Origin of the sequence: Halorubrum sp. Eb13 (assembly GCF_002252895.1) — an archaeon.
Lineage (GTDB): Archaea > Halobacteriota > Halobacteria > Halobacteriales > Haloferacaceae > Halorubrum.
In genome coordinates this window covers 41,320-61,061 of record NZ_NHPE01000088.1, presented here as the reverse complement: position 1 = coordinate 61,061, position 19,742 = coordinate 41,320, and the positions used below count along the sequence as shown (strand labels likewise).

The following is a 19,742-nucleotide window of genomic DNA, read 5'->3' as shown; positions in this document are numbered from 1 at the left end:
CGGATACATGGGTCTCGCACGGTTGCTATCCCCATGGCTGCCGACGACCGCAACGCCTTCGAAGTGTACCGGGACCGGGTCGACCGTCCGCTCCTCCGGCTGTTCCGGGAGTACGGCGCCGGCGAGGCCCACTGGCTCGTGATCGGGATGGCCGCCAACGTCGTCGCCCGCGTCGCCGGACTGGTCCCGCCGGTCGTGCTCGGCGTCGCCATCGACGCCGTGTTCACGGGCGACGGCCCCTACACCCTCCCGATCGTCCCCGACGCGTGGCTCCCGACCGCGGGGCCGGCGCAGTTCCGCCTCTCGGTCGTCCTCATCGTCGGCTCCTTCCTCGTCACCGGCGTCTTCACGTGGATCTACGGGATCGCCGCGAACAACTTCGCGCACCGCGTGATGCACGCGGTCCGAACCGACTCCTTCGACCGGATGCAGCGGCTCGACATGACCTTCTTCGACGACAAGCAGACGGGCGAGGTGATGAGCGTCCTCAACAACGACGCCTCCAACCTCGAGGTCTTCCTCGACAACGCCCTCCAGAACTCGGCGCGGCTCGGCGTGATGGTCGCCGGCATCGCCGGCGTCCTCTTCTACTACAACTGGGAGCTCGCCTTAATCACCCTCTCGGCGATTCCCCTGATGATCCTCTTCACGCTCTGGTTCATGCGGGCCGTGGAGCCGCGGTACGTCGCCCAGCGCTCCGTGGTCGGCGACCTCAACACCGCTCTGGAGAACGCGCTCTCGGGCGTCGAGCTGGTGAAGACCTCCAACACCGAGCCGTACGAGAGCGAGCGCGTCGAGACGGCCTCCCACCAGTACTTCGAGCGGACGATGTCGATCCTCCGACTCAACTACGTCTACCGCCCCGGGATGGAGCTGTTCGCCGGCCTCGCGTTCGCCGCCACCTTCGCGGTCGGCGGCTACTGGCTCTCGGCCGGGCCGCCGGGGCCGTTCACGACGACGCTCACGGTGGGGACGTTCGTCACGTTCGTCCTGCTCACGCAGCAGTTCGTCGCGCCGCTCGCCGAGGTGTCGAACATCATCGACCAGTACGAGAACGCGAAGGCGTCCTGCGAGCGCGTGTTCGGCCTCCGCGACATCCCGATCCGGATCACGGACGACAGCGACGCGGTCGCGCTCGGGAGCGAGGGCGGAACCGGGAACCGCGGTGGGAACGGCGGCGGCGACCACGGCGGCGTCGCCGGCGCGGTCGAGTACGACGACGTCACCTTCGCGTACCCGGAGAACGCCCTCGTCGACCCGACCGACGCCGACGAGGAGGTGATCAGCGGCGTCTCCTTCGCCGCCGATCCGGGCGACACCGTCGCCCTCGTGGGGCCGACCGGCGCCGGGAAGTCGACGCTCCTGAAGCTCCTCTTGCGCCTCTACGACGTCACCGACGGCGCGGTCCGGGTCGACGGGCACGACGTGCGCGACGTCGCCGTCGAGAGCCTGCGCTCCGCGGTCGGCTACGTCGCGCAGGACACCACGCTGTTCGACGGCACCATCGCCGAGAACGTCCGGTACGGGCGGTTCACGGGCGTCGACGACGACGTCGAGAGCGACGCGGTCCGCGAGCGGGTGATCGAGGCCGCCAAGGCCGCCGAGGCCCACGAGTTCATCGACTCGCTCCCGAACGGGTACGACACCCGGATCGGCGAGCAGGGCGTGAAGCTCTCGGGCGGCCAGCGCCAGCGGGTCGCCATCGCCCGCGTCGTCTTACAGGACCCCGCCATCCTCATCCTCGACGAGGCGACCTCCGCGGTCGACACCGAGACGGAGATGCTGATCCAGCGCTCGCTCGACGAGCTCGCGGCCGACCGAACCACGTTCGTCATCGCGCACCGCCTCTCGACGGTGACCGACGCCGACACGACCCTCGTGTTGGAGGACGGGGAGGTCGTCGAGCGCGGGACCCACGACGACCTGCTGGCGGCCGACGGGCTCTACGCGAAGCTCTGGGGGGTGCAGGCCGGCGAGATCGAGGAGCTGCCGGAGGCGTTCGTCGACCGCGCCCGCGAGCGCCACGTCGACCGCGCGGTCGAGCGGGCGATCGATCAGGAGGCGGTCGAGAGCGAGACGCTCGACGACTGAACGAAAAAAGCACGGTCGACCGAACCGATCGGGTGAGAGCTGCCGACCGCCTCAGTCGTCGCCTGACGCCTGCTCGGTCGGATCGCTGACGGCGCCCGGGACGGCCTCGGCCGGCTCCGGGGGCTCGTCGCGCACGTCGGCGCCCTTGCCCTCGGCGATGACGTCGGCGTACGCGTCGGGGAAGACGCGGACGAAGTCGTTCAGCGTCGCCGCCCAGTCGTCGAGCAGCTCGGCCGCGCGGTCGCTGCCGGTGTACGCGCGGTGGTTCTCCACGAGCCGGCGCAGCATGCGCTCGTCCGAGTCGTCGAGCGTCGCCGAGACGGAGACCATCCCGCGGTTCACGCGCTCGTCGAACCGGTCGTCGGGGTCGTGCACGTAGGCGACGCCGCCGGACATCCCGGCCGCGAAATTCCGGCCCGTGTCGCCGAGCACGGCGACGACGCCGCCGGTCATGTACTCGCAGCCGTGGTCGCCGACGCCCTCGACGACCGCCCGTACGCCGGAGTTGCGGACGCCGAACCGCTCGCCGGCGACGCCGTTGACGTACACCTCGCCGTCCGTGGCGCCGTAGAGGCCGACGTTGCCGGCGACGACGTTCTCGGCCGGGTCGTAGCCGGCCTCCTCGGGGGTGTTGACCACGATCCGACCGCCCGAGAGCCCCTTTCCGAGGTAGTCGTTGGCGGCGCCGGTCAGCTCGAGGGTGACGCCGGACGCGAGGAACGCGCCGAAGCTCTGGCCGGCGTAGCCGTCGAACCGGCAGCTGATGGTGTCGTCCGGGAGCCCGTCGCCGCCGTGTTCGCTGACGACGCGGTTCGAGAGCGTCGCGCCGACCGCGCGGTCGACGTTCTCCACGTCGCGGGTGAGCGCGACGGGCGCGCCGTCCTCGATGGCCGGGGCCGCCTCGTCGATGAGGTCCCAGTCGAGCAGCGCCTCGATGTCGGCGTCGTCCTGCTCGCGCGTCTTGGTCCGGGCGTCGCCCGCGGGCTCGGCGATCACCGACGACAGGTCGAGGTGCTTCGCCTTCTCGTGGTCCGTCTCGCGCTGCGAGAGCAGCTCGGGGCGCCCGATGAACTCCTCGACCTCGGTGTAGCCGAGCTCCGCCATGAGCTCGCGGAGCTCCTGGGCGATGAACGTCATGTAGTTGATGACGTGGTCCGGCTGGCCGGGGAAGCGCTGGCGGAGGTCCTCCCGCTGGGTCGCGACGCCGACCGGACAGGTGTTCTCGTGGCACTGCCGGGCCATCACGCAGCCGGACGTGACGAGCGACGCCGTGCCGAACACGTACTCCTCCGCGCCCAGCGCGGCCGCGACCGCGACGTCGCGGCCGGTCTTGAGCCCGCCGTCCGCGGTGACGCGGATGCGGTCGCGCAGGCCGGTCGCGCGGAGCATCTGGTTCGTCTCGGCGAGCCCGAGCTCCCACGGGAGCCCCGCGTTCTTGATGGAGGTCTTCGGAGACGCGCCCGTCCCGCCGGAGTGCCCGGAGACGTGGACGACGTCCGCGTTCGCCTTCGCGACGCCCGCCGCGATGGTGCCGATGCCGGCCTCAGACACCAGCTTCACGTTGACGTCGGCGTCGGGGCTCGCGGCCTTCAAGTCGAAGATGAGCTGCTTGAGGTCCTCGATCGAGTAGATGTCGTGTTGCGGCGGCGGCGAGATGAGCCCGACGCCCGGCGTCGAACACCGGACGTGCGCGATCATCTCGTTGACCTTCTCGCCGGGGAGGTGGCCGCCCTCGCCGGGCTTGGACCCCTGCGCCATCTTGATCTGCAGCTCGTCCGCGCTCGCGAGGTAGTCGGCGGTGACGCCGAACCGGCCGGAGGCGACCTGCTTGACCGAACACGCCTTCTCGGTGCCGAACCGCTCCGGCGGCTCGCCGCCCTCGCCGGTGTTCGACTTCGCACCGATCCGGTTCATCGCGATCGCGTTGTTCTCGTGGGCCTCCGGCGAGATGCTCCCGAGGCTCATCGCGGCCGTCGAGAAGCGCTCGACGACCGACTCGACCGGCTCGACCTCGTCGACCGGCACCGGGTCGCGGTCCGACTCGAACTCGAGGAGTCCGCGAAGCGTCTGCAGCGCTTCGGACTGGTCGTTCACCAGCTCCGCGAACTCCTGATACTGCTCGTAGTCGCCGCCCCGGACCGCCTGCTGGAGCGTCCCGACCGTCTGCGGGTTCCAGCCGTGTTTGATCCCCGACGAGCGGTGCTCGTACTCGCCGGTGGTCTCCAGTTCGGGGTCGGCGCCGAACGCCATCGCGTGACGCGTCCGGAGGTCGTCTTCGATCTCCCCGATCCCGATCCCCTCGGTGCGGATCTCGGTCCCCTCGAAGTACTCGCCGACGAACTCGGAGCTGAGTCCGACCGCCTCGAAGATCTGGGCGCCCTGGTACGACTCCATCGTCGAGATGCCCATCTTCGCCATCGTCTTGAGCAGCCCGTCCTCCAGAGCGCCCCGGTACGCCGCGAGCGCCTCCGCCTCGTCGGCCCCGTCGGGCCCCGCGACGACGTCGGAGATGGAGTCGTACGCGAGGTACGGGTCGACCGCGTCGGCGCCGTAGCCGACGAGCGTCGCGACGTGGTGTACCTCGTGCGGCTCGCCCGACTCGACGACGATGCCGGCGCGGTTCCGCAGCCCGTTCCGAACGAGGTGGTGGTGGGCCGCGCCGGTTGCCAGCAGGCTCGGGACGGCGAGCCGGTCGGGGCCGACCGCGCGGTCCGAGAGGACGACCACGTCGGTGCCGTCTCTGATCGCGGCCGCGACCTCGTTGCGGATCTCCGTCACGGCGTCGACGAGCGACGCCTCCCGATCGTACGTGATATCGACCGTCGTCGAGGAGAACGCCGGGCCCTCGCCGTCGACGGGCTCGCCGTCCAACGCCTTCAGCGCGGCCGTGTCGGCGTCGGTGAGTATCGCCGACTCCGAGACGATCTGCTCGGCGTGCTCGGGGGTCTCGTCGAGCAGGTTCCGCTGGTTCCCGATCCGGGTCTCCAGCGAGGTGACGAGCTCCTCGCGGATGTAGTCAATCGGCGGGTTCGACACCTGCGCGAACAGCTGCTTGAAATAGGTGAACAGGGGGCGGTCGACGTCGGCGAGCACCGACAGCGGCGTGTCGTCGCCCATCGACCCGACCGGATCCTTCCCGTCTTTCGCCATCGGCTCGACGAGGTGGTTCAGCGAGTCGGTGGTGTAGCCGAACGCGGCCTGGTGGGACCGGACGGTCATCTCGTCGTCGCTCTCGTCGTCGACTCCGCGTCCCTCGTCGCTCTCGACGTTGTCTCCGCTACCGACCTCGGCCGTGACCTCGTCGAGGCCGATCTGACGCTCGTCGACCCACTCGCCGTACTTCTCGTCGGTGAGCTCGTCGAACACCTCGTCGTCCGGGACGATCCGCCCCTCCTCGGGGTCGGCGACGAAGATTTCGCCGGGCTGGAGCCGCCCGCGGCGCCGGACGTCGGCGGGGTCGGTCGGCAGCGCGCCGACCTCGCTCCCGACGACGAGCCGGTTGTCGTCGGTCACCTCGTACCGGCACGGGCGGAGCCCGTTGCGGTCGAGGACGCCGGCCACGCGGTCGCCGTCGAAGCCGATGACGAGGGCGGGGCCGTCCCACGGCTCGACGAGCGAGGCGTGGTAGTCGTAGAAGTCGGTGCGGGCCGCGTCCATCAGGTCGTCGTCGCGGAACGCCTCCGGGATCAGCATCCGGAGGGTGTGCGGGAGGTCCCGGCCGGCCTGCAGGAGGAGTTCGACCGCGTTGTCGACGCTCGCGGTGTCGGACTGGTTCGGGTCGTCGATCACCGGCTTGATCGTGTCGAGCTCGGCGCCGAACGCCGGGTGGTCGAGGTCGTTCTCGCGGGCGCGCATCCAGTTTACGTTCCCGCGGATCGTGTTGAACTCGCCGTTGTGGACGATGTTACGGTACGGGTGCGCGAGGTGCCACGCCCCGAGCGTGTTCGTCGAGAACCGCGCGTGGACCAAGGCGACGTGGCTGGCGAAGCGCTCGTCGGTCAGGTCCGGGTAGTAGCCGGCGAGCTGCGAGCCCTTCAGCAGGCCCTTGTAGACGACGCGCTGGCGGTCGAGCGAGCAGACGTAGAACCGGCCGGCGCCGTCGACGTCGGCGACCGCGTTCTCGATCTCGCGTCGGGCGGCGTAGAGCGCGCGGTCGAAGCCGAGGAGCTCCGGGTCGACGTCGTCGGGGCGGGTCTCCTCGCTGGTGAACCGCTCGGCGAGGCCGGCCCCCTCGACGGGCGCGGCGAACAGCTGGGCGATCTCCGGCTCGGAGTCGAGCGCGGTCGCGCCGAGGTCCGCGTTGTCCGTCGGCACGGAGCGCCACGCGAGCACTTCCAGCCCGTAGACGGAGAACACCTCGGCGATGACGTCGTGGATCTCGGCCTGGACGCTCCCCTCGGTCGGCATGAAGACGGAGCCGACCGCGTACTCGTCGGGCAGGTCGGCGTCGACGACGTCGCGGAAGAAGCCGTCCGGGCGCGCGACCATGATGCCGGCCCCGTCGCCGGTGTTCTCCTCTGCGCCCGTTGTCCCGCGGTGCTCGAGGTTCTCCAGCAACCGGACCGCGTCGGTCACGGTCTCGTGGTTCGGGTCTCCGTCCAGGTCGACGATCCCGCCGATCCCGCAGTTCGACCGTTCGTCTGATACGTCCGCAAGCCCCCCACCGTGGCCCGAGGGTTCCGACTCCCCCCGGGTGTCACTACGTGGCTCGGTCATGTACACCACTCACAGATTATCACTTAAAGGTATAACCCTGATACGGGTAGGATCCATCGTACACACATTAGGGAATATAAGGTAATTATTCATCAGGGGTGAATAACACTCGATACGATCACGGTTCGATCACTTATATCCGAACTGAGGGGAGAAACTCCGTTCGAGTCGACGCTGACCGCGCCGAGACCGAGTTAGTTTCCGGAGATCGATCCGCTATCGTCAATCGGCGACGGTGCGGCATCGCCGGCCGTGACCGGATCGGTCGTCGACTCAAAACGCGTGGTCACTCGCGAAGCGGTGTGAACGTCCCGTTGATGTCCCACTCGTGGATGCAGTAGACCTCGCCCGGTTCGTCGGCGATCTGCCAGCCGGTGGCCTCATCGTCCCACCGCTCCCGGCGACCGCACAGCTCGCACTCGCGTTCCTGCGGCGGGGTGATGGTCACGCTCATACCCGACGGGAGGAGGCGATCCAGCAAAAGGATACCGCCGCGAGGGCGTCGCGGCGTCGCCTCACGGCTCCCGACCCCGTCGGCGCGCGGCGAGCCGCCCGGCGAGCAGGAACGCGACCACGGTGACGAGCGGACCGAACCCGGGGACGTCGTCGGCGGTCGTCCGGATCGGCGCGTCGTCGTAGGTCGGGGTCTGGGGTTCCGCGTCCGCCGCGTCCGATTTCGCCGTCGAATCTGAGCCCCCGCGCGATCGCGAGTCGCCCGCATTCGTCCCCGCGGCCTCGTCGGTACCGGATACCCCGTCGGTACCGGCGGCCTCGTCGCTCCCCGCGTCCGCACCGGTCGTGCCGGCGCCACCGCGGTCCGCGCCCGTTTCGGAGCGCGCGATTTCACCTCCCGACGGGGCGGCGCCCGTATCGACGGGAACCGACGTACGCGAGACGGACGCGGGCGATCCGGTATGATTCTCGCGCGCGATCGGCCGGACGTCGGCGAGCGGACGGACGCCGAACTGGCCCCCGCTCACTCGGAGATCGGGCCGCGGTCCGGTACCGGTCGCGTCCCCCGGCGTCTCCGTCTTTCCGCCCCTCGGTGAGGTGCCCGTCTCGGGTGGCGATCCGGTCGGCCCGCCGCCGGTAGTTCCGCCTCCGTCTGTCGATGGGCCCCCGCCGGACGTCCCGCCGCCGGTCGGTTCGCCGACCGGTCCTCCGCCCTCCGGCCCGCCCGCGCTACCACCGCCCGCGCTACCACCGCCTCCGAGCGAGTCGCCACCCTCTGAGTCGCCGTCCGCCTCGTCCGGCGGCGGTACCTCGAACGTCAGCGTCGTCGACGCGCTGTGATCGCTCGCCGAGTCCGACGCGGCTTCGCGCAGTCGTTCGTCGGTCACCCGGAACTCCGCGGTGAAGTCCTCCCCGCCCGCGGGCGTCTCGTCGGTCGCGAGGGCGTCGTCGCCCTCTGCGATGAGGTAGAGTCCCTCGTCGTCGATGTGAACGGAGGAGTTCTTCGGAGCCGCTCCCACCGCGCCGGTTCGGTCGTCACCCGTCGCCGCCGAGAGCGTCGACGCGTTCGACCGCACGCCGAACGCGAGTCCGTCGAGCCGGGCCAGGTCGGCGCCCGACTCCGTGGTCGCGTTCCGCGCGGCCGGCAACCCGGTCAGTCCCGTGGCGTTGACGGCGTACACCACGGTGTCGTCCGCGGTGACGGTCGACGTCGGCGAGAGCGTTCCGTCCTCGATCGCTCGGCGCACCGCGCCGGCCGTCCCGAGAGCGTCCCGATCGAGGGTGGTCGTCGCGTAGGCGTTCAGCCCGCTCGTCGACCGATTCCCGACCGTGACAGTCGCCTCGTCGCTCGTCTCGGCGAGCCCCTGTGCGGAACGGACCTCGATCCGGTACTCTCCCGGCGGGAGCGTCCCGTTCGACACTGATGTGTCGACCGATTCGACGGTCGCCCCCGGTCCCGCGGTGACGAGGCTGTCCGTCAGCGATTCGTTACCGAATGCGTACGTGTTGAGTCCGATCGAAGTGCGTCCGGACGACGGTGTGGAGAGATTAGCAGTTGCGAGTGTTACCCTGCTAGATTTATTTATTAGTTCTAATCTAGATCTGTTATAGCTGGAATTAAGTTCTAAAACGTGTTTTGTGCCCACATCACTTCCATTTTGATCCGAATCAAAAATAAGATCTGAATCTCTGTTTTTCAAAATATCCACTGATCGTCTGATGGTATCTCCAGACCGTATATCTCTGAACTCTATGAAGTATTCTCCCCATTCGTTTATCATAATCGATTGGTTCTCTGTTTTGTGTTGTTTTATTTCAACTACTTTTTCAGATATTGATGTATTGTTTTCGTTTTGAACTCTAACCATGATCTGCCGATCTAAAGCGGATGATTCAAAATTGATCAGTATTCCTGTCGACTTGTTGGCTGTTGGTATTTTAGGAGACAGTGTTGCTTCTGTTATATTAATCCGACTAGCGTTGGTTTCTGATTCAGATTCTATCTTGTATTCTCCTGTAGGAATGTCTGAAGTGTGTATAATCTTATTGTGATTATTATCTTCTATCTCACTGGGATTAATCGATCTATTTTCTGAAAAGATTTGAATGGTTTCGGACTCATTTGATGTAACTGCTACTTTTGTTCCTTGTGAGACCGTTGTGTTTGTTCTACTTGAGATGAAATCTCCTGCCCGGTTTATTTCAGAAACACCTTGAGACAATTCTTCTCCCCCATATTCTGATACCAGTCCATCAACGGTAACATTCTGTATATAATTTTGAGTATTACTTGTAGAATTAAGAGAAATATACAAATCCTCATCAAGGACAGTCACATTATTTGATTTATTTTGAACTGGAACCCTATGTGTAGTTCCGTCAAAATAATTGACGTATATATCGCCCCGGTCGTGTCTTATATTCGTATTGAACTTGAAATATATCGATTCAGAATACTGTCTGTCTAAGCGATCATTCTCCGGATAGTATATGGGTTCTTGTAGTAATTCTGTTGTGATGGGTGCTTCAATAGTTGCATGGTCTACTGCGTAGATCACTTCGGTAGAATTTGTTGACTCAGGCTGAACTGTAACTGCGATTTCTTCTTCACCTTTGATAGAATTATTATCAATTGAGATAGATTCTCGTCCGCCTTGGAAAGTTGCAATCCTCTTAGAAAGATCTCCTTCTGATGATTTTTCCCAGACTACTATTTGGTCAGTTGAGTTGTTGACTAAACTAAGGTTATCAAAGCTAATCATACTTGAACTATCATTATAATTTTTTGTATTTATAGAAACGTTCGCAGATGTCTGGACAGAAAATGTAGAATGATCTGACTCACCGGCTTGTGTTGTGATATACTCAAATTCCTTATTTATCTCTTGACCTTTTTTATTGAACTTGCTCATATTAGTTGTGTCTATATTCTCTATTTCAACATCAAATGAGGTCGTGCTATTCAAAGCAGAGGAATTTATAACAAGTGTTGCGTCTGTCGTATTTGGATTCTTGATAAAGACTTCCGAATCTCTTGCCGTTTGTCCGTTCTTTATCCTATATGATGTGCGGTCATCATCAAACTTAGCACCTGAGTCAACAACACTTCCCACTCGTATCTTGACTGGATCGTCCTCACTATATACCTTGATCCCCCTAATTGTCTGGTTCTCATCATTACCTACTGAAATATTGTCTATTTTATCAACATTCCAAAGAAAACCAGTTACTGGTATTGAACCAGTCACTATCGCGAAAACTGAAATAACAACAATACAGATGGCAAGAATGATCTCCGGCCGGCGTTGGGTTGAGTTTACTCGATCCATCGTGACGAACCACAATCGACAGAGCCGCGGCTAGGAGGGCGCCCGAGCCGTGGGAATCGACGAGCTCGCAACGCTGCCGTCGGCTGGCCTTTGTGGAACACGCTCACTCGGTTGATTGTTTATTAAAGGATTAACGGACACAGAAGTTTCTCATCGCGGAAATGACGGTGAGTGAACCGGCCTGCGTCTGGCTATCCGAGCGGCCGCTCTGCGTCGCTAGAGCGCTCGAAAAGACGGGACTGGCGCGCTGGCGGTCGGGCTAGTGTTCGACCTGTTCCATCAGCGAGAGGAGGGTGTCCCGGGCGTCGACCGCGGTCGGGTGGACGCCGACGAGCGCGACCACGTCCCCGTCGTGTTGGACGGTCGCGACGTAGAGGAACGCCGGGACGTCCTCGGTACTCCCGCTCTGGTTGTTCCCGTTCTCGACCGCCGCGTTTATCGTGGTTTCGAGGACCGACACCTCGGTCTCCTGTCCGAGGACGGTCCGCGTCTCGGAGCCGCGGTTCTCGATGTCCTCGGCCTCCACGTCGGTGCCCTCGCCGCCGATTCCGCGCTGGTCGGCCTGTTCTAACAGCCGGCGGATCAGCTCCGCGTCGTCCGCGCTGACGAGAGGATTGACCGACTGGCCACCGACCGCCGCGTCCGGCGTACTCGCCACGAACAGCGCCGACCCGTTCTCTTGGTTCTCGTACCCGGCGACCCAGGTCGTCGCCGACACCTGGGCGTTCACGCCGGCCACGTCGAACTCCTGCTCGATGGTGAACGACTCCGGCTCCTCGCCTTCGTATCCCGCATCCGAGGCCGCTTCCGACGGGACCCGAGCCGGGTCCGCGTCGTACTCGTAGCTCCCGTCCTCGCCCCCGGCGCAGCCGGCGACGGCGACGGACGTCGATGCGGCAATCGCCGCGAGCAGTCCACGTCTGTGCATGAGCAGTGTTAGGCCCGCTGTAACGCTTAAGCGTATCGGCGTGAGGTTTCCTGTCTGATAATCGACGGCGCAGGTTTGGTGTCAGGCCAACGAACGAAGAACCCGCGTTTGGTGTCAGCCCCGCGAACGAAGGCACAAAGTTCACGGTGTGGCGTGCGCGAGGTGAGCCAAATGGAACGCCGAGGACAGACAGGGCTGGTGGAAGCGCTCCTCCTTGACGTGGTTCGACTCCACGAGACGTGGATGGAGGTCGTCTTCCCGAGACAGCTCGATCCGAGCGCGGTGCTGGGGAAGTGGAAACCGGAGACCGCCGTCCAGACGGTCGGCTATTACCTCTGGGCGATACTCGGCGGACCGCTCGTCGCGGTCGCGTACCCGCTCCTGCTCGTCGGATTCGCCACGCGGTTCTACGCCGCGAAACTCGACTCGGCGGTGGCCCGCTTCGGCGTGCTCGGCGCCGTCCTCGTCGCGACGCTGGTCTGGGGGTCGCTCACACTCCTCGCGCACTTTCAACTACCGACCGAGGTGATGCTCGGGATCGGCGGCGCCAGCGTCGTCGCGGTCGTCTCCGCGGGCGCGGCCGCCGGGTTCTCGAAGGTCGGCGGACGGTTCGTCAGCGTCCTCCTCGCGTACCCGTTCGCGATGACGGCCATCTTCCTCCCGCCGGTGGTCGCCGGGCTCCTCACGCCCTCTATCTCGAACTTGGTGCTCGATCCGAGCTACGACCTCGCGGTCTGGATCCTCGACACGTTCCTCGCCGTCGGCGGGATCAACGAGACGCTCCGCGGCGCCTTCGACTTGGAGACGTTCGGCGACCAGTGGGGCGTCGCCGGCCTGGGCTACGTCCTGATGTGGCTGGGCATCTCCGTCCCGCTCGGGTGGTTCCTCGGCGTGCTCGTCTCGCTCGCGAACCTGATCCGGCCGCAGTCCGACGCCTGAATCCCGCACTGGTCGACACCCGTCGCGGTCGGAGCGCCCACTTGTCCGTTCGAAGGCGCCTCAGGCGTGCTTTTCCTTGCTCCCGCCGCCCGAGATCGGCTCCGGAATCGGACCGGCGTCGACACCGGCCGCCGCCGGTCCCCCGCGAGGTGGGCACGCGTGGCGACCGTGCGGTGCCGCTACCAGTCCACGCCAGAGTAAAATGGGTGACCGTTCAATCGCAGGCGTGTCACTCGAACGCTCTCAGGCACCCGATTTCACGCTCGAATCCACGGCCGGCGAGAAAGTAACTCTTTCTGATACTTTGGAGGACGGTCCGAGTGTCGTGCTGATCAACCGCGGGCACTGGTGTAGTTTCTGTGCGGAACAGCTCCAGACCTTCAGCGAGGTCTCCTACGACCTCTGGTTCAACGACGGCGTGGACATCCTCCCTGTCGTGACCGATTCGATCGGGCCGCTCACAGAGATGCGCGACCGGTACGATCTCGACGTTCAGTTGCTTAGCGACCCCGGCGGCGAGGTCGCGTCGCAGTACAGCGGGACCGAAGAGACCGGCAGGGGGACCACGGGAATCGCCGCGACGTACGTGATCGACGGCGACGGTAACGTCCGGTACGAACAGGTCGCCGACCACCCGGGCGATCGGACTTACGGTAACTTCGTGCGCTACTTCATCCGTGGGGACTTCGCCGATCCGTTCGACGGGTAACTGCTACATCGGTCCTTTCGACCGGTGGACGATGCGATCACGCTCTCGCTTCGGAACCGGAAGCGCTTGTTCACGCCGATCAGGTCTCGTCGTCGGCGTCGGGGTCGAACCGTTCGGCGGCGGTCCCGAACGAGAGTTCCTCCTGTTGACGACCGTTGCGGCTCTCTCGCTCCGCGATCGCCTCGGGATCCGGACTCGCGTCGTCGTCGATCCGCGCGAACGACTTGTGGACCTTCGTGTGGCACCAGCGACACAACGCGACCGTTATCTCGTGGGGGCCGGCCTCGCCCTCCTCGTCGCTGTCGGCGTTCCCGTTACCCGCCTCGCCGCCGCCCGCGCTCCCGTACGAGAGGTGGTGTTCCTCAACCAGCGGTCGCTCGTCGTCGTGGGCGATACGCACCTCTTCGAGCCCGCAGCGGTGACACTCGCGACCGTCGGTCGTCGAGCGGTAGTGGGGACATCGGCGCCAGGCGCCGTCGGGACCGACGTGGCAGGCGTAGCCGTCTGCGCGGCGGGCCGCGGCGAACGCCGGGTCGTCGCCGGCGCGCGTCAGCGCGAACCGACAGCGACCGTCGTCGGTCAGGTGGTCGCAGACGCCGGCGACCGCGTACGGGTCGTCGACGCCGACCGGGGTCCCGTCCGGCGTCCGTTCCATCTCAGATCAGGCTCGCGCCGTCGAGGTCGGTCCGTCCGTAGTCGACGTCGAGCAGCCGCAGGAGGGTCGGCGCGACGTCGAGGAGGTCCGCGTCCTCGATGTTCGAGTCCGGGTGGTCGATGAACAGGGCGGCGTCCTCGAACGTGTGCATCCCCGTCCGCGGGCCGTCCGGGTCGAACACCTCGTCGTGGGAGCGGAAGCCGGACTTGAGGTCGAACCCCTCGTTCGGGATGACGACGAGGTCCGGGGCGATCTCGTCGTGGTCGCCGCGGAAGACGGTCTCGCGCTCGACGACGCGCTTCGCGACCGGCTTCCCGTCGGGACCCTCCCACGCCTTGAGAGCATCCTGTAGCTCGGCGCGCACGGACTCGTACTCCGACTCGGGCACGACTCCTTCCGGTTCGCGCCCCTCCAAGTTGAGGTAGAACCGACCGGGAACGAGCGAGTAGGCGCGGGTGTCCTCGTCGATGTCGGTCAACGCGCCGTGGTCGTCGTCGCCGTACGAGAGCCAGCCCTCTCGCTCCAGCCACTCGTTGCAGTAGACGTCGTAGCGGAGCCGCGCGAACCCGTGGGTCGAGCCCACGACGAGGCGGACGTCGTCGGGGATCGCCTTCCGGATCGCGCCGATGTGCTCGTCGAGCGCGGCGTAGAACTCCAGGAGCTCCTCGCGGTACGCCCCGTCCTCCGCGTAATCGCCCCACAGGAAGTGGTTGATCCGGTCCGGCGCCGTGAACACGCCGACGAACAGGTCCCAGTCGTCGCGCTCGACGTACCGGGAGAAGGCGGCGGCGCGGGCGTCGAGGGTCTCCCGCGCGTGCTCGACGAACTCCGATTTGTCCGCCTTGTGCCCCAGCTTCGCGTTCACCGACAGCCGGTAGTCGCTCTCGGTGAGGTACTCCCGGAGCTCGTCGGGGTGGGCGGCCTTGTCCACGTCGGGCGAGAGGTAGCCCGACACCATCCGCTGAACCGTCCGCTGGGGCGGGAACGTGACGGGGACGTTCATCACCGTCGCGTCGAGTCCGGCGTCGGTGGCGCGGTCCCACACGCGGGTCGACTGGACGTCCCGGCCCATCGGCACGTAGGTGTCGTAGGACCCGATCTCTCGGTCCTGAAACCCGAACACGCCGGTTTCGCCGGGGTTCTGGCCGCTGGTCAGGACGGGCCAGCACGCGCTCGACTCCGGCGGCACGGCGCTGTCGATCGCTCCGCCGTCGCCGTCGTCGGCGATCGCCGACAGCGTCGGGAACGTGTCCGGGTTGTCGGCGACGAGACCGTACGGGAGACCGTCGATCCCGATGAACGCCACGCGCGGGGTGTCGTTCCCGCGTAACCGGTCGAAGAGGCCCATAGGGGTACATCCGGCGTGGAGGGCAAAAGGGTTGACATCGCCCCCAGTCGGCTCGGGACCCTTTTGAGGCCCCCCCACGAGGGTGACGCATGGAGACGCGACGCGCGCTGCTCGTCGACGCGTTCACGGACGAACCGCTTGCCGGGAACGTCGCCGGCGTCCTCCCGGACGCCGCGGGACTGAGCGACGATCGGATGGGGCGAGTCGCCGCCGAGCTCGGCGCCTCCGAGACCGCGTTCCGCTTCGAGGCGGGCGACGGCGCCGACGAGCGGCTCCGCTACTTCACCCCCTCCACGGAGGTCGATCTCTGCGGCCACGCCACGATCGCGAGCTACGCCGCGCTGTACGCCGCGGGGGAGATCGACGCCGGCGAGCGAACGCTCCGGACGAACGTCGGCGACCTCTCTATCCGCGTCGACGACGACGGCACCGTCTGGATGCGGCAGAACCCGCCGACTGTCGAGGCGGTGGACGAGACGGAACTCGACGCCGACCGGCTCGGCGACGCGCTCGGGATCGACCCCGCGGCCCTCCGGGACGTGGGGGCCGACCTCCCCGTCGCCGTCGCCTCAACCGGGCTCCCGTGGCTCGTCGTCCCCGTCAACTTCCTCGAACGCCTCGGGGAGGCGGAGCCCGACGCGGCCGCCGTCGAGGACATCTCGAACGCCCACGACGCCGCCGGGATCTACGCGTTCACGTTCGACGCGATCGACGCGGCGTCGACCCTCCACGGCCGGGCGTTCGCGCCCGCCGTCGGCGTCGCCGAGGACCCCGTGACGGGCACGGCCAGCGGCGCGGTCGGGGCGTACCTCCGGTCCGTCGACGCGTTCGACGGTGACTTCCCCGATGAGATCCGGTTCGAGCAGGGGCACTTCGTCGACCGCCCCGGGCACGTCAGGGTGCGAGTCGAGGGCGACGAGGTCCGGGTCGGCGGCCGCGCGGTCGTCTCGACCGAGGGGGAGCTGACGCTGCCGGCGGAACGCGAGGACGATATCATCGAGGCGTGAGCCGCGAGGGGGCGCCGTTCCGGGAAACGGGTCCGGGAATCCGTTTCGGGGGCGTCGGACGGAGCGATCGGCCCGGCGACGCCGGGCCGACCGGGAGCCGAACCCTTAGGTTCGCGCGAACCGTACCGCGGGCATGGAGTTCGACCTGCCCCGCGCGGCCGGTATCGTCGTGTTGATCGTCGCCCTCGGCACCGCCGGCGTCGCCGTCGGGACGCCGATGGGGTTCCAGACGACGCTGATGATGGTTCTCCCGTCGATGCTCGTCTTCGGCGCCATCGCGTTCGTCGTCGGAATGAAACACGGCGAGTTCCGCGCGACGCGGGCCTGAGCCGGCGGACCGATCCGAGTCCGGGCCCGGCCGCCCCGAACCACGGCGCTTTTTAAAACGCGACCGACTACCGAGAGCCGTGTTGCTCGGGTCGCCGCTCACGGAACTGCTGCTCCTCGTCGGGGGCGCCGCCCTCCTGTACGCTGGCGCCGAACTCCTCGTCAAGGGCGCCAGCGACCTGGCGCTCGCCGTCGGCCTGAAGGCGTCGACGGTCGGGGTCACCGTCATCGCGTTCGCGACGACCGCCCCCGAGCTGTTCGTCTCCCTCCTCGGCGCCGTCACCGTGTCGACGGACGTGGGGCTCGGGACGATCCTCGGGTCGAACATCGCGAACATCGGGCTCGTGTTGGGGGTCTCCGCGCTGATCCGGCCCCTCAACGTCTCCGAGACGGTGTTCGAGCGCCACGTTCCCTTCATGCTGCTCGCCGCGCTGCTGCTCGTGGGGCTCGGCTGGAACGGGCGCATCGGCCGACCGGGCGGACTCCTCCTGCTCGGGACGCTCGTGGCGTTCACCGTCGTGGTCATGCGCCGGATCCGGCAGACCCAGTCCGGCATCTCCACCGCGGAGCGCGCGGAGATGCCGGACGCCAGCCTCCGCGACGTCACCGCCGTGGTCGGCGGGATCGCCGCGCTGGTGCTCGGGTCGCGGTGGCTGATCGACGGCGGGGAGTCGCTGCTCTCCGCGGCCGGCTTCTCCGACATCTTCATCGGGCTCACGGTGCTCGCGCTGGGCACCTCGCTCCCCGAGCTGGCGGCGAGCGTCGTCGCCGCCGTGCGCGGCGAGGCGGAGTTCAGCGTCGGCAACATCGTCGGATCGAACATCTACAACATCCTCGCAGTCATCGGGATCATCGCGGTCATTCAGCCGATCGGCGTGAGCCCCGGCGTCCGCGGCTTCGAGTTCCCCGCGCTGCTCGCGTTCACCGTCGGGCTCGTCGGGATCATGTATCGCGGCGATCGGATCACCCGGGTCGACGGCGCGGTCCTCGTCGCCGGCTACGGCGTGTTCGCGTACCTGCTGTTCCCGTGAACGCGGTGGGAACCCCACCGGGCCGGTGGCGGAGGAGCGGCGCTATTTATAAGTAGATGAGATATTACACCCCCGCATCGGCGCGCGCCTCCGAGCGCCCGGAGGGGGCGAAGGAGCGCGTGCGAGGGAGGCGGCGGGCCGGCGCGGCTCCGCCCGCGCCGGGCCGTCCGCCGAGGCTGGGGAGGCGTGAGGCTGCGGTGCTGTGCGGGGCGGGACTCAAAGGGGCAGTCGCGAGGACGGCGCAGGCGACCTAAGCACCGCAGGGAGCGAGCAACGCGAGCGACCGAGGAGCGTAACGAGCGTGCGCCGTCCTCGCGACTGGGGCTTTGGAGGTGTTTTCGGATCTATCGACCGCGATGATGTATGACCGAGCGGCTGGGGCTTTGGGAGTGTCTACCGCCGATTCGCTGTCTGTAGTTTATAACGCGTCAGATATTCGGAAGAGTTGGCCCCTGATCCGATCGCGTATAAACAATCGGCCGTGACCGCAGACGCGCCCGACACAGATCACACAACGTCCTATCGCGTTCGAACCGACGCCTATTCGGCGGCCCGGTCCCGACCGACGCCCGTGATAGCGATCGTCGTCAGCCGGGCCGACAGCGCCTCCGAACACATCGGCGAGCGCCTGCTCGCGGTCGGCGACTGGGAGGTGCGCGAGGACGATACCCGCCCCGACGCCGCGGGCGGCGGGACCTACTACCGGACCGACGGGTTCGAGCTCCGAGAGTTCGACGACCTCCATATCGAGCTGGACGACCCGGCCGCCGCGTTCGGGATCGGTGCAGGCGCCGCCGCCGACGCCGCCGACGCCGCCGACGCCGCCGACGCAGGCACCGCCGACCCTGACTTCCTCGTTTTCGTCTCCAGGCACTCCGGGGAGACGGGGGCGCTGCTGACCGCCCACGTCACCGGCAACTTCGGGCCGGCGCCGTACGGCGGCGAGCCGGAGACGCTCGCGAACGCCGCCCCCGGTGCGGAGAAGCGCGTCGTCGAGGCGCTGGCGGCGCACGCCCCCGAGGGGTATGACGTCGGCATCGAGTGCACCCACCACGGGCCGACGAGCGCCTCCGTCCCCTCGCTGTTCGTCGAACTCGGCTCCGACGAGCCCCAGTGGGAGGACCGGGAGGCGGCAGAGGCGGTCGCACGGGCGGTGCTCGACCTCCGCGGGACCGGGCCGGACCTCACGGGCGACGATGACGCCCGCGCGAGCGACGGTGCGGCTGACGTGATCGACGGTACGGCTGATGCGACCGACGGTGCGACCGACGCGGCCGACCCGGCCGACGCTCCGCCCCGCCACGTCGTCGGCTTCGGCGGCGGCCACTATGCGCCCCGGTTCACCCGGATCGTCCGCGAGACCGAGTGGGCCGTGGGCCACGTCGGCGCCGACTGGGCGCTCGGCGAGATGGGCGCGCCCGAGGCGAACCGCGAGACGATCGAGCAGGCGTTCGAGCGCAGCCGCGCGGACCGCGCCGTGATCGAGGGCGACAGGCCCGAGGTCGCGGCCGTCGTGGAGGGGCTCGGACACCGCGTCGTGAGCGAGACGTGGGTCCGGGAGGTGGGGGACCGCCCGCTCCCGCTGGTCGAGCGGTTGGAGACCGACCTCGCGACCGTCGACGAGGGACTCCGGTTCGGGGACGTCTCCCCCGCGGCGTCGGACGCCGACGCGGTCTCGGTCCGCGAGCTCCCCGCGGAACTCCTGTCGCGGGCGCAGGGGATCGACCCGGAGGCGACCCGAGAGGCCGTGGCGGCGAACGCCGTCGCCTTCGACACGGAGCAGGCCGGCACTCGCGCGGCGGGGGCGGCCGCCTTCGCCGACCGCGCGGACACCCCCGCCTACGCCGACCTCGTCGCCGACCTCGCGGCGGTGCTCGGGGAGGGGTACGACGCCGTCGAGGTGGCGGACGACGCGGTCGTCGCCCGCGAGACCGCCTTCGACCCCGAACTGGCGCGGGACCGCGGCGTCCCGGAGGGACCGGCGTTCGGTCGGCTCGCCGACGGCGAGTCGGTCGCGGTCGACGGCGAGACGGTGACCCCGGACGAGGTGTCGCGGTCGCGGACGGAGCGGTTCCCGATCGACGTCGCGGACGTAGCAGAGTTCGCGGACGCAGAGGAGTGAAGCCGACGGCTCCCGCGCGCTCGCGCCGGTCTCTCGCCGTCTGACTCGCGTCAGACGATCGGGCAAAAATAAATACGTCCGGGTCGC

General features: G+C 67.0%; 13 protein-coding genes. 7 read left to right on the top strand and 6 right to left on the bottom strand.

The features are described from left to right. The first annotated feature begins 33 nt into the window (after positions 1–33). Positions 34–2,091 (top strand): ABC transporter ATP-binding protein, encoded by a 2,058-nt coding sequence (locus tag DJ75_RS11280; protein ID WP_094524565.1) that lies wholly within the window; start codon positions 34–36, stop codon positions 2,089–2,091. A 51-nt stretch (positions 2,092–2,142) separates the two neighbouring features. Here the strand turns inward: DJ75_RS11280 and gltB are convergent, their stop codons facing one another. The 4 genes from gltB to DJ75_RS11265 form a co-directional block, all read right to left on the bottom strand. Further along, complete coding sequence (gene gltB / locus DJ75_RS11275) at positions 2,143–6,807, bottom strand: glutamate synthase large subunit (RefSeq protein ID WP_094524564.1); 4,665 nt, start codon at positions 6,805–6,807, stop codon at positions 2,143–2,145. Between the two features lie 286 nt (positions 6,808–7,093). Beyond that, the gene (locus tag DJ75_RS18660; protein ID WP_170938259.1) at positions 7,094–7,261 is read right to left on the bottom strand and encodes an HEWD family protein; all 168 of its coding nucleotides are present in this window, start codon (positions 7,259–7,261) and stop codon (positions 7,094–7,096) included. Between the two features lie 61 nt (positions 7,262–7,322). Beyond that, entirely contained in the window at positions 7,323–10,589 is a 3,267-nt protein-coding gene (locus DJ75_RS19150; protein ID WP_254921967.1) for a PGF-CTERM sorting domain-containing protein, read from the bottom strand. Between the two features lie 259 nt (positions 10,590–10,848). Then, entirely contained in the window at positions 10,849–11,517 is a 669-nt protein-coding gene (locus tag DJ75_RS11265; RefSeq protein ID WP_094524562.1) for a DUF6517 family protein, read from the bottom strand. Positions 11,518–11,715: 198 nt separating this feature from the next. Between DJ75_RS11265 and DJ75_RS11260 the strand changes: the two genes are divergently transcribed. Further along, on the top strand, positions 11,716–12,456 hold the full coding sequence (locus DJ75_RS11260; protein WP_094524597.1) for a hypothetical protein: 741 nt from the start codon (positions 11,716–11,718) through the stop codon (positions 12,454–12,456). 202 nt (positions 12,457–12,658) lie between these two features. Continuing rightward, on the top strand, positions 12,659–13,165 hold the full coding sequence (locus DJ75_RS11255) for a peroxiredoxin (protein ID WP_094524561.1): 507 nt from the start codon (positions 12,659–12,661) through the stop codon (positions 13,163–13,165). Between the two features lie 79 nt (positions 13,166–13,244). Here the strand turns inward: DJ75_RS11255 and DJ75_RS11250 are convergent, their stop codons facing one another. Both DJ75_RS11250 and DJ75_RS11245 read right to left on the bottom strand, forming a co-directional pair. Continuing rightward, entirely contained in the window at positions 13,245–13,820 is a 576-nt protein-coding gene (locus DJ75_RS11250; RefSeq protein WP_094524560.1) for a hypothetical protein, read from the bottom strand. A 1-nt stretch (position 13,821) separates the two neighbouring features. Beyond that, entirely contained in the window at positions 13,822–15,168 is a 1,347-nt protein-coding gene (locus DJ75_RS11245; protein WP_094524559.1) for an alkaline phosphatase family protein, read from the bottom strand. Between the two features lie 89 nt (positions 15,169–15,257). On the opposite strand from DJ75_RS11245, the gene DJ75_RS11240 reads away from it, so the two are divergent. The 4 genes from DJ75_RS11240 (at position 15,258) to DJ75_RS11225 (ending at position 19,655) form a co-directional block, all read left to right on the top strand. Then, positions 15,258–16,175: a PhzF family phenazine biosynthesis protein gene (locus DJ75_RS11240; protein WP_094524558.1), complete on the top strand. Its 918-nt coding sequence runs from the start codon at positions 15,258–15,260 to the stop codon at positions 16,173–16,175. A gap of 133 nt (positions 16,176–16,308) precedes the next feature. Next, complete coding sequence (locus DJ75_RS11235; protein WP_094524557.1) at positions 16,309–16,503, top strand: hypothetical protein; 195 nt, start codon at positions 16,309–16,311, stop codon at positions 16,501–16,503. Positions 16,504–16,582: 79 nt separating this feature from the next. Further along, a complete protein-coding gene (locus tag DJ75_RS11230; RefSeq protein WP_094524556.1) occupies positions 16,583–17,533 on the top strand; it encodes a calcium/sodium antiporter in 951 nt (316 codons plus the stop codon). Positions 17,534–18,104: 571 nt separating this feature from the next. Further along, positions 18,105–19,655 carry a D-aminoacyl-tRNA deacylase gene (locus DJ75_RS11225; protein ID WP_094524555.1) on the top strand — a complete coding sequence of 517 codons (1,551 nt, stop codon included), beginning with the start codon at positions 18,105–18,107 and terminating at the stop codon, positions 19,653–19,655. Positions 19,656–19,742 lie beyond the last annotated feature (87 nt).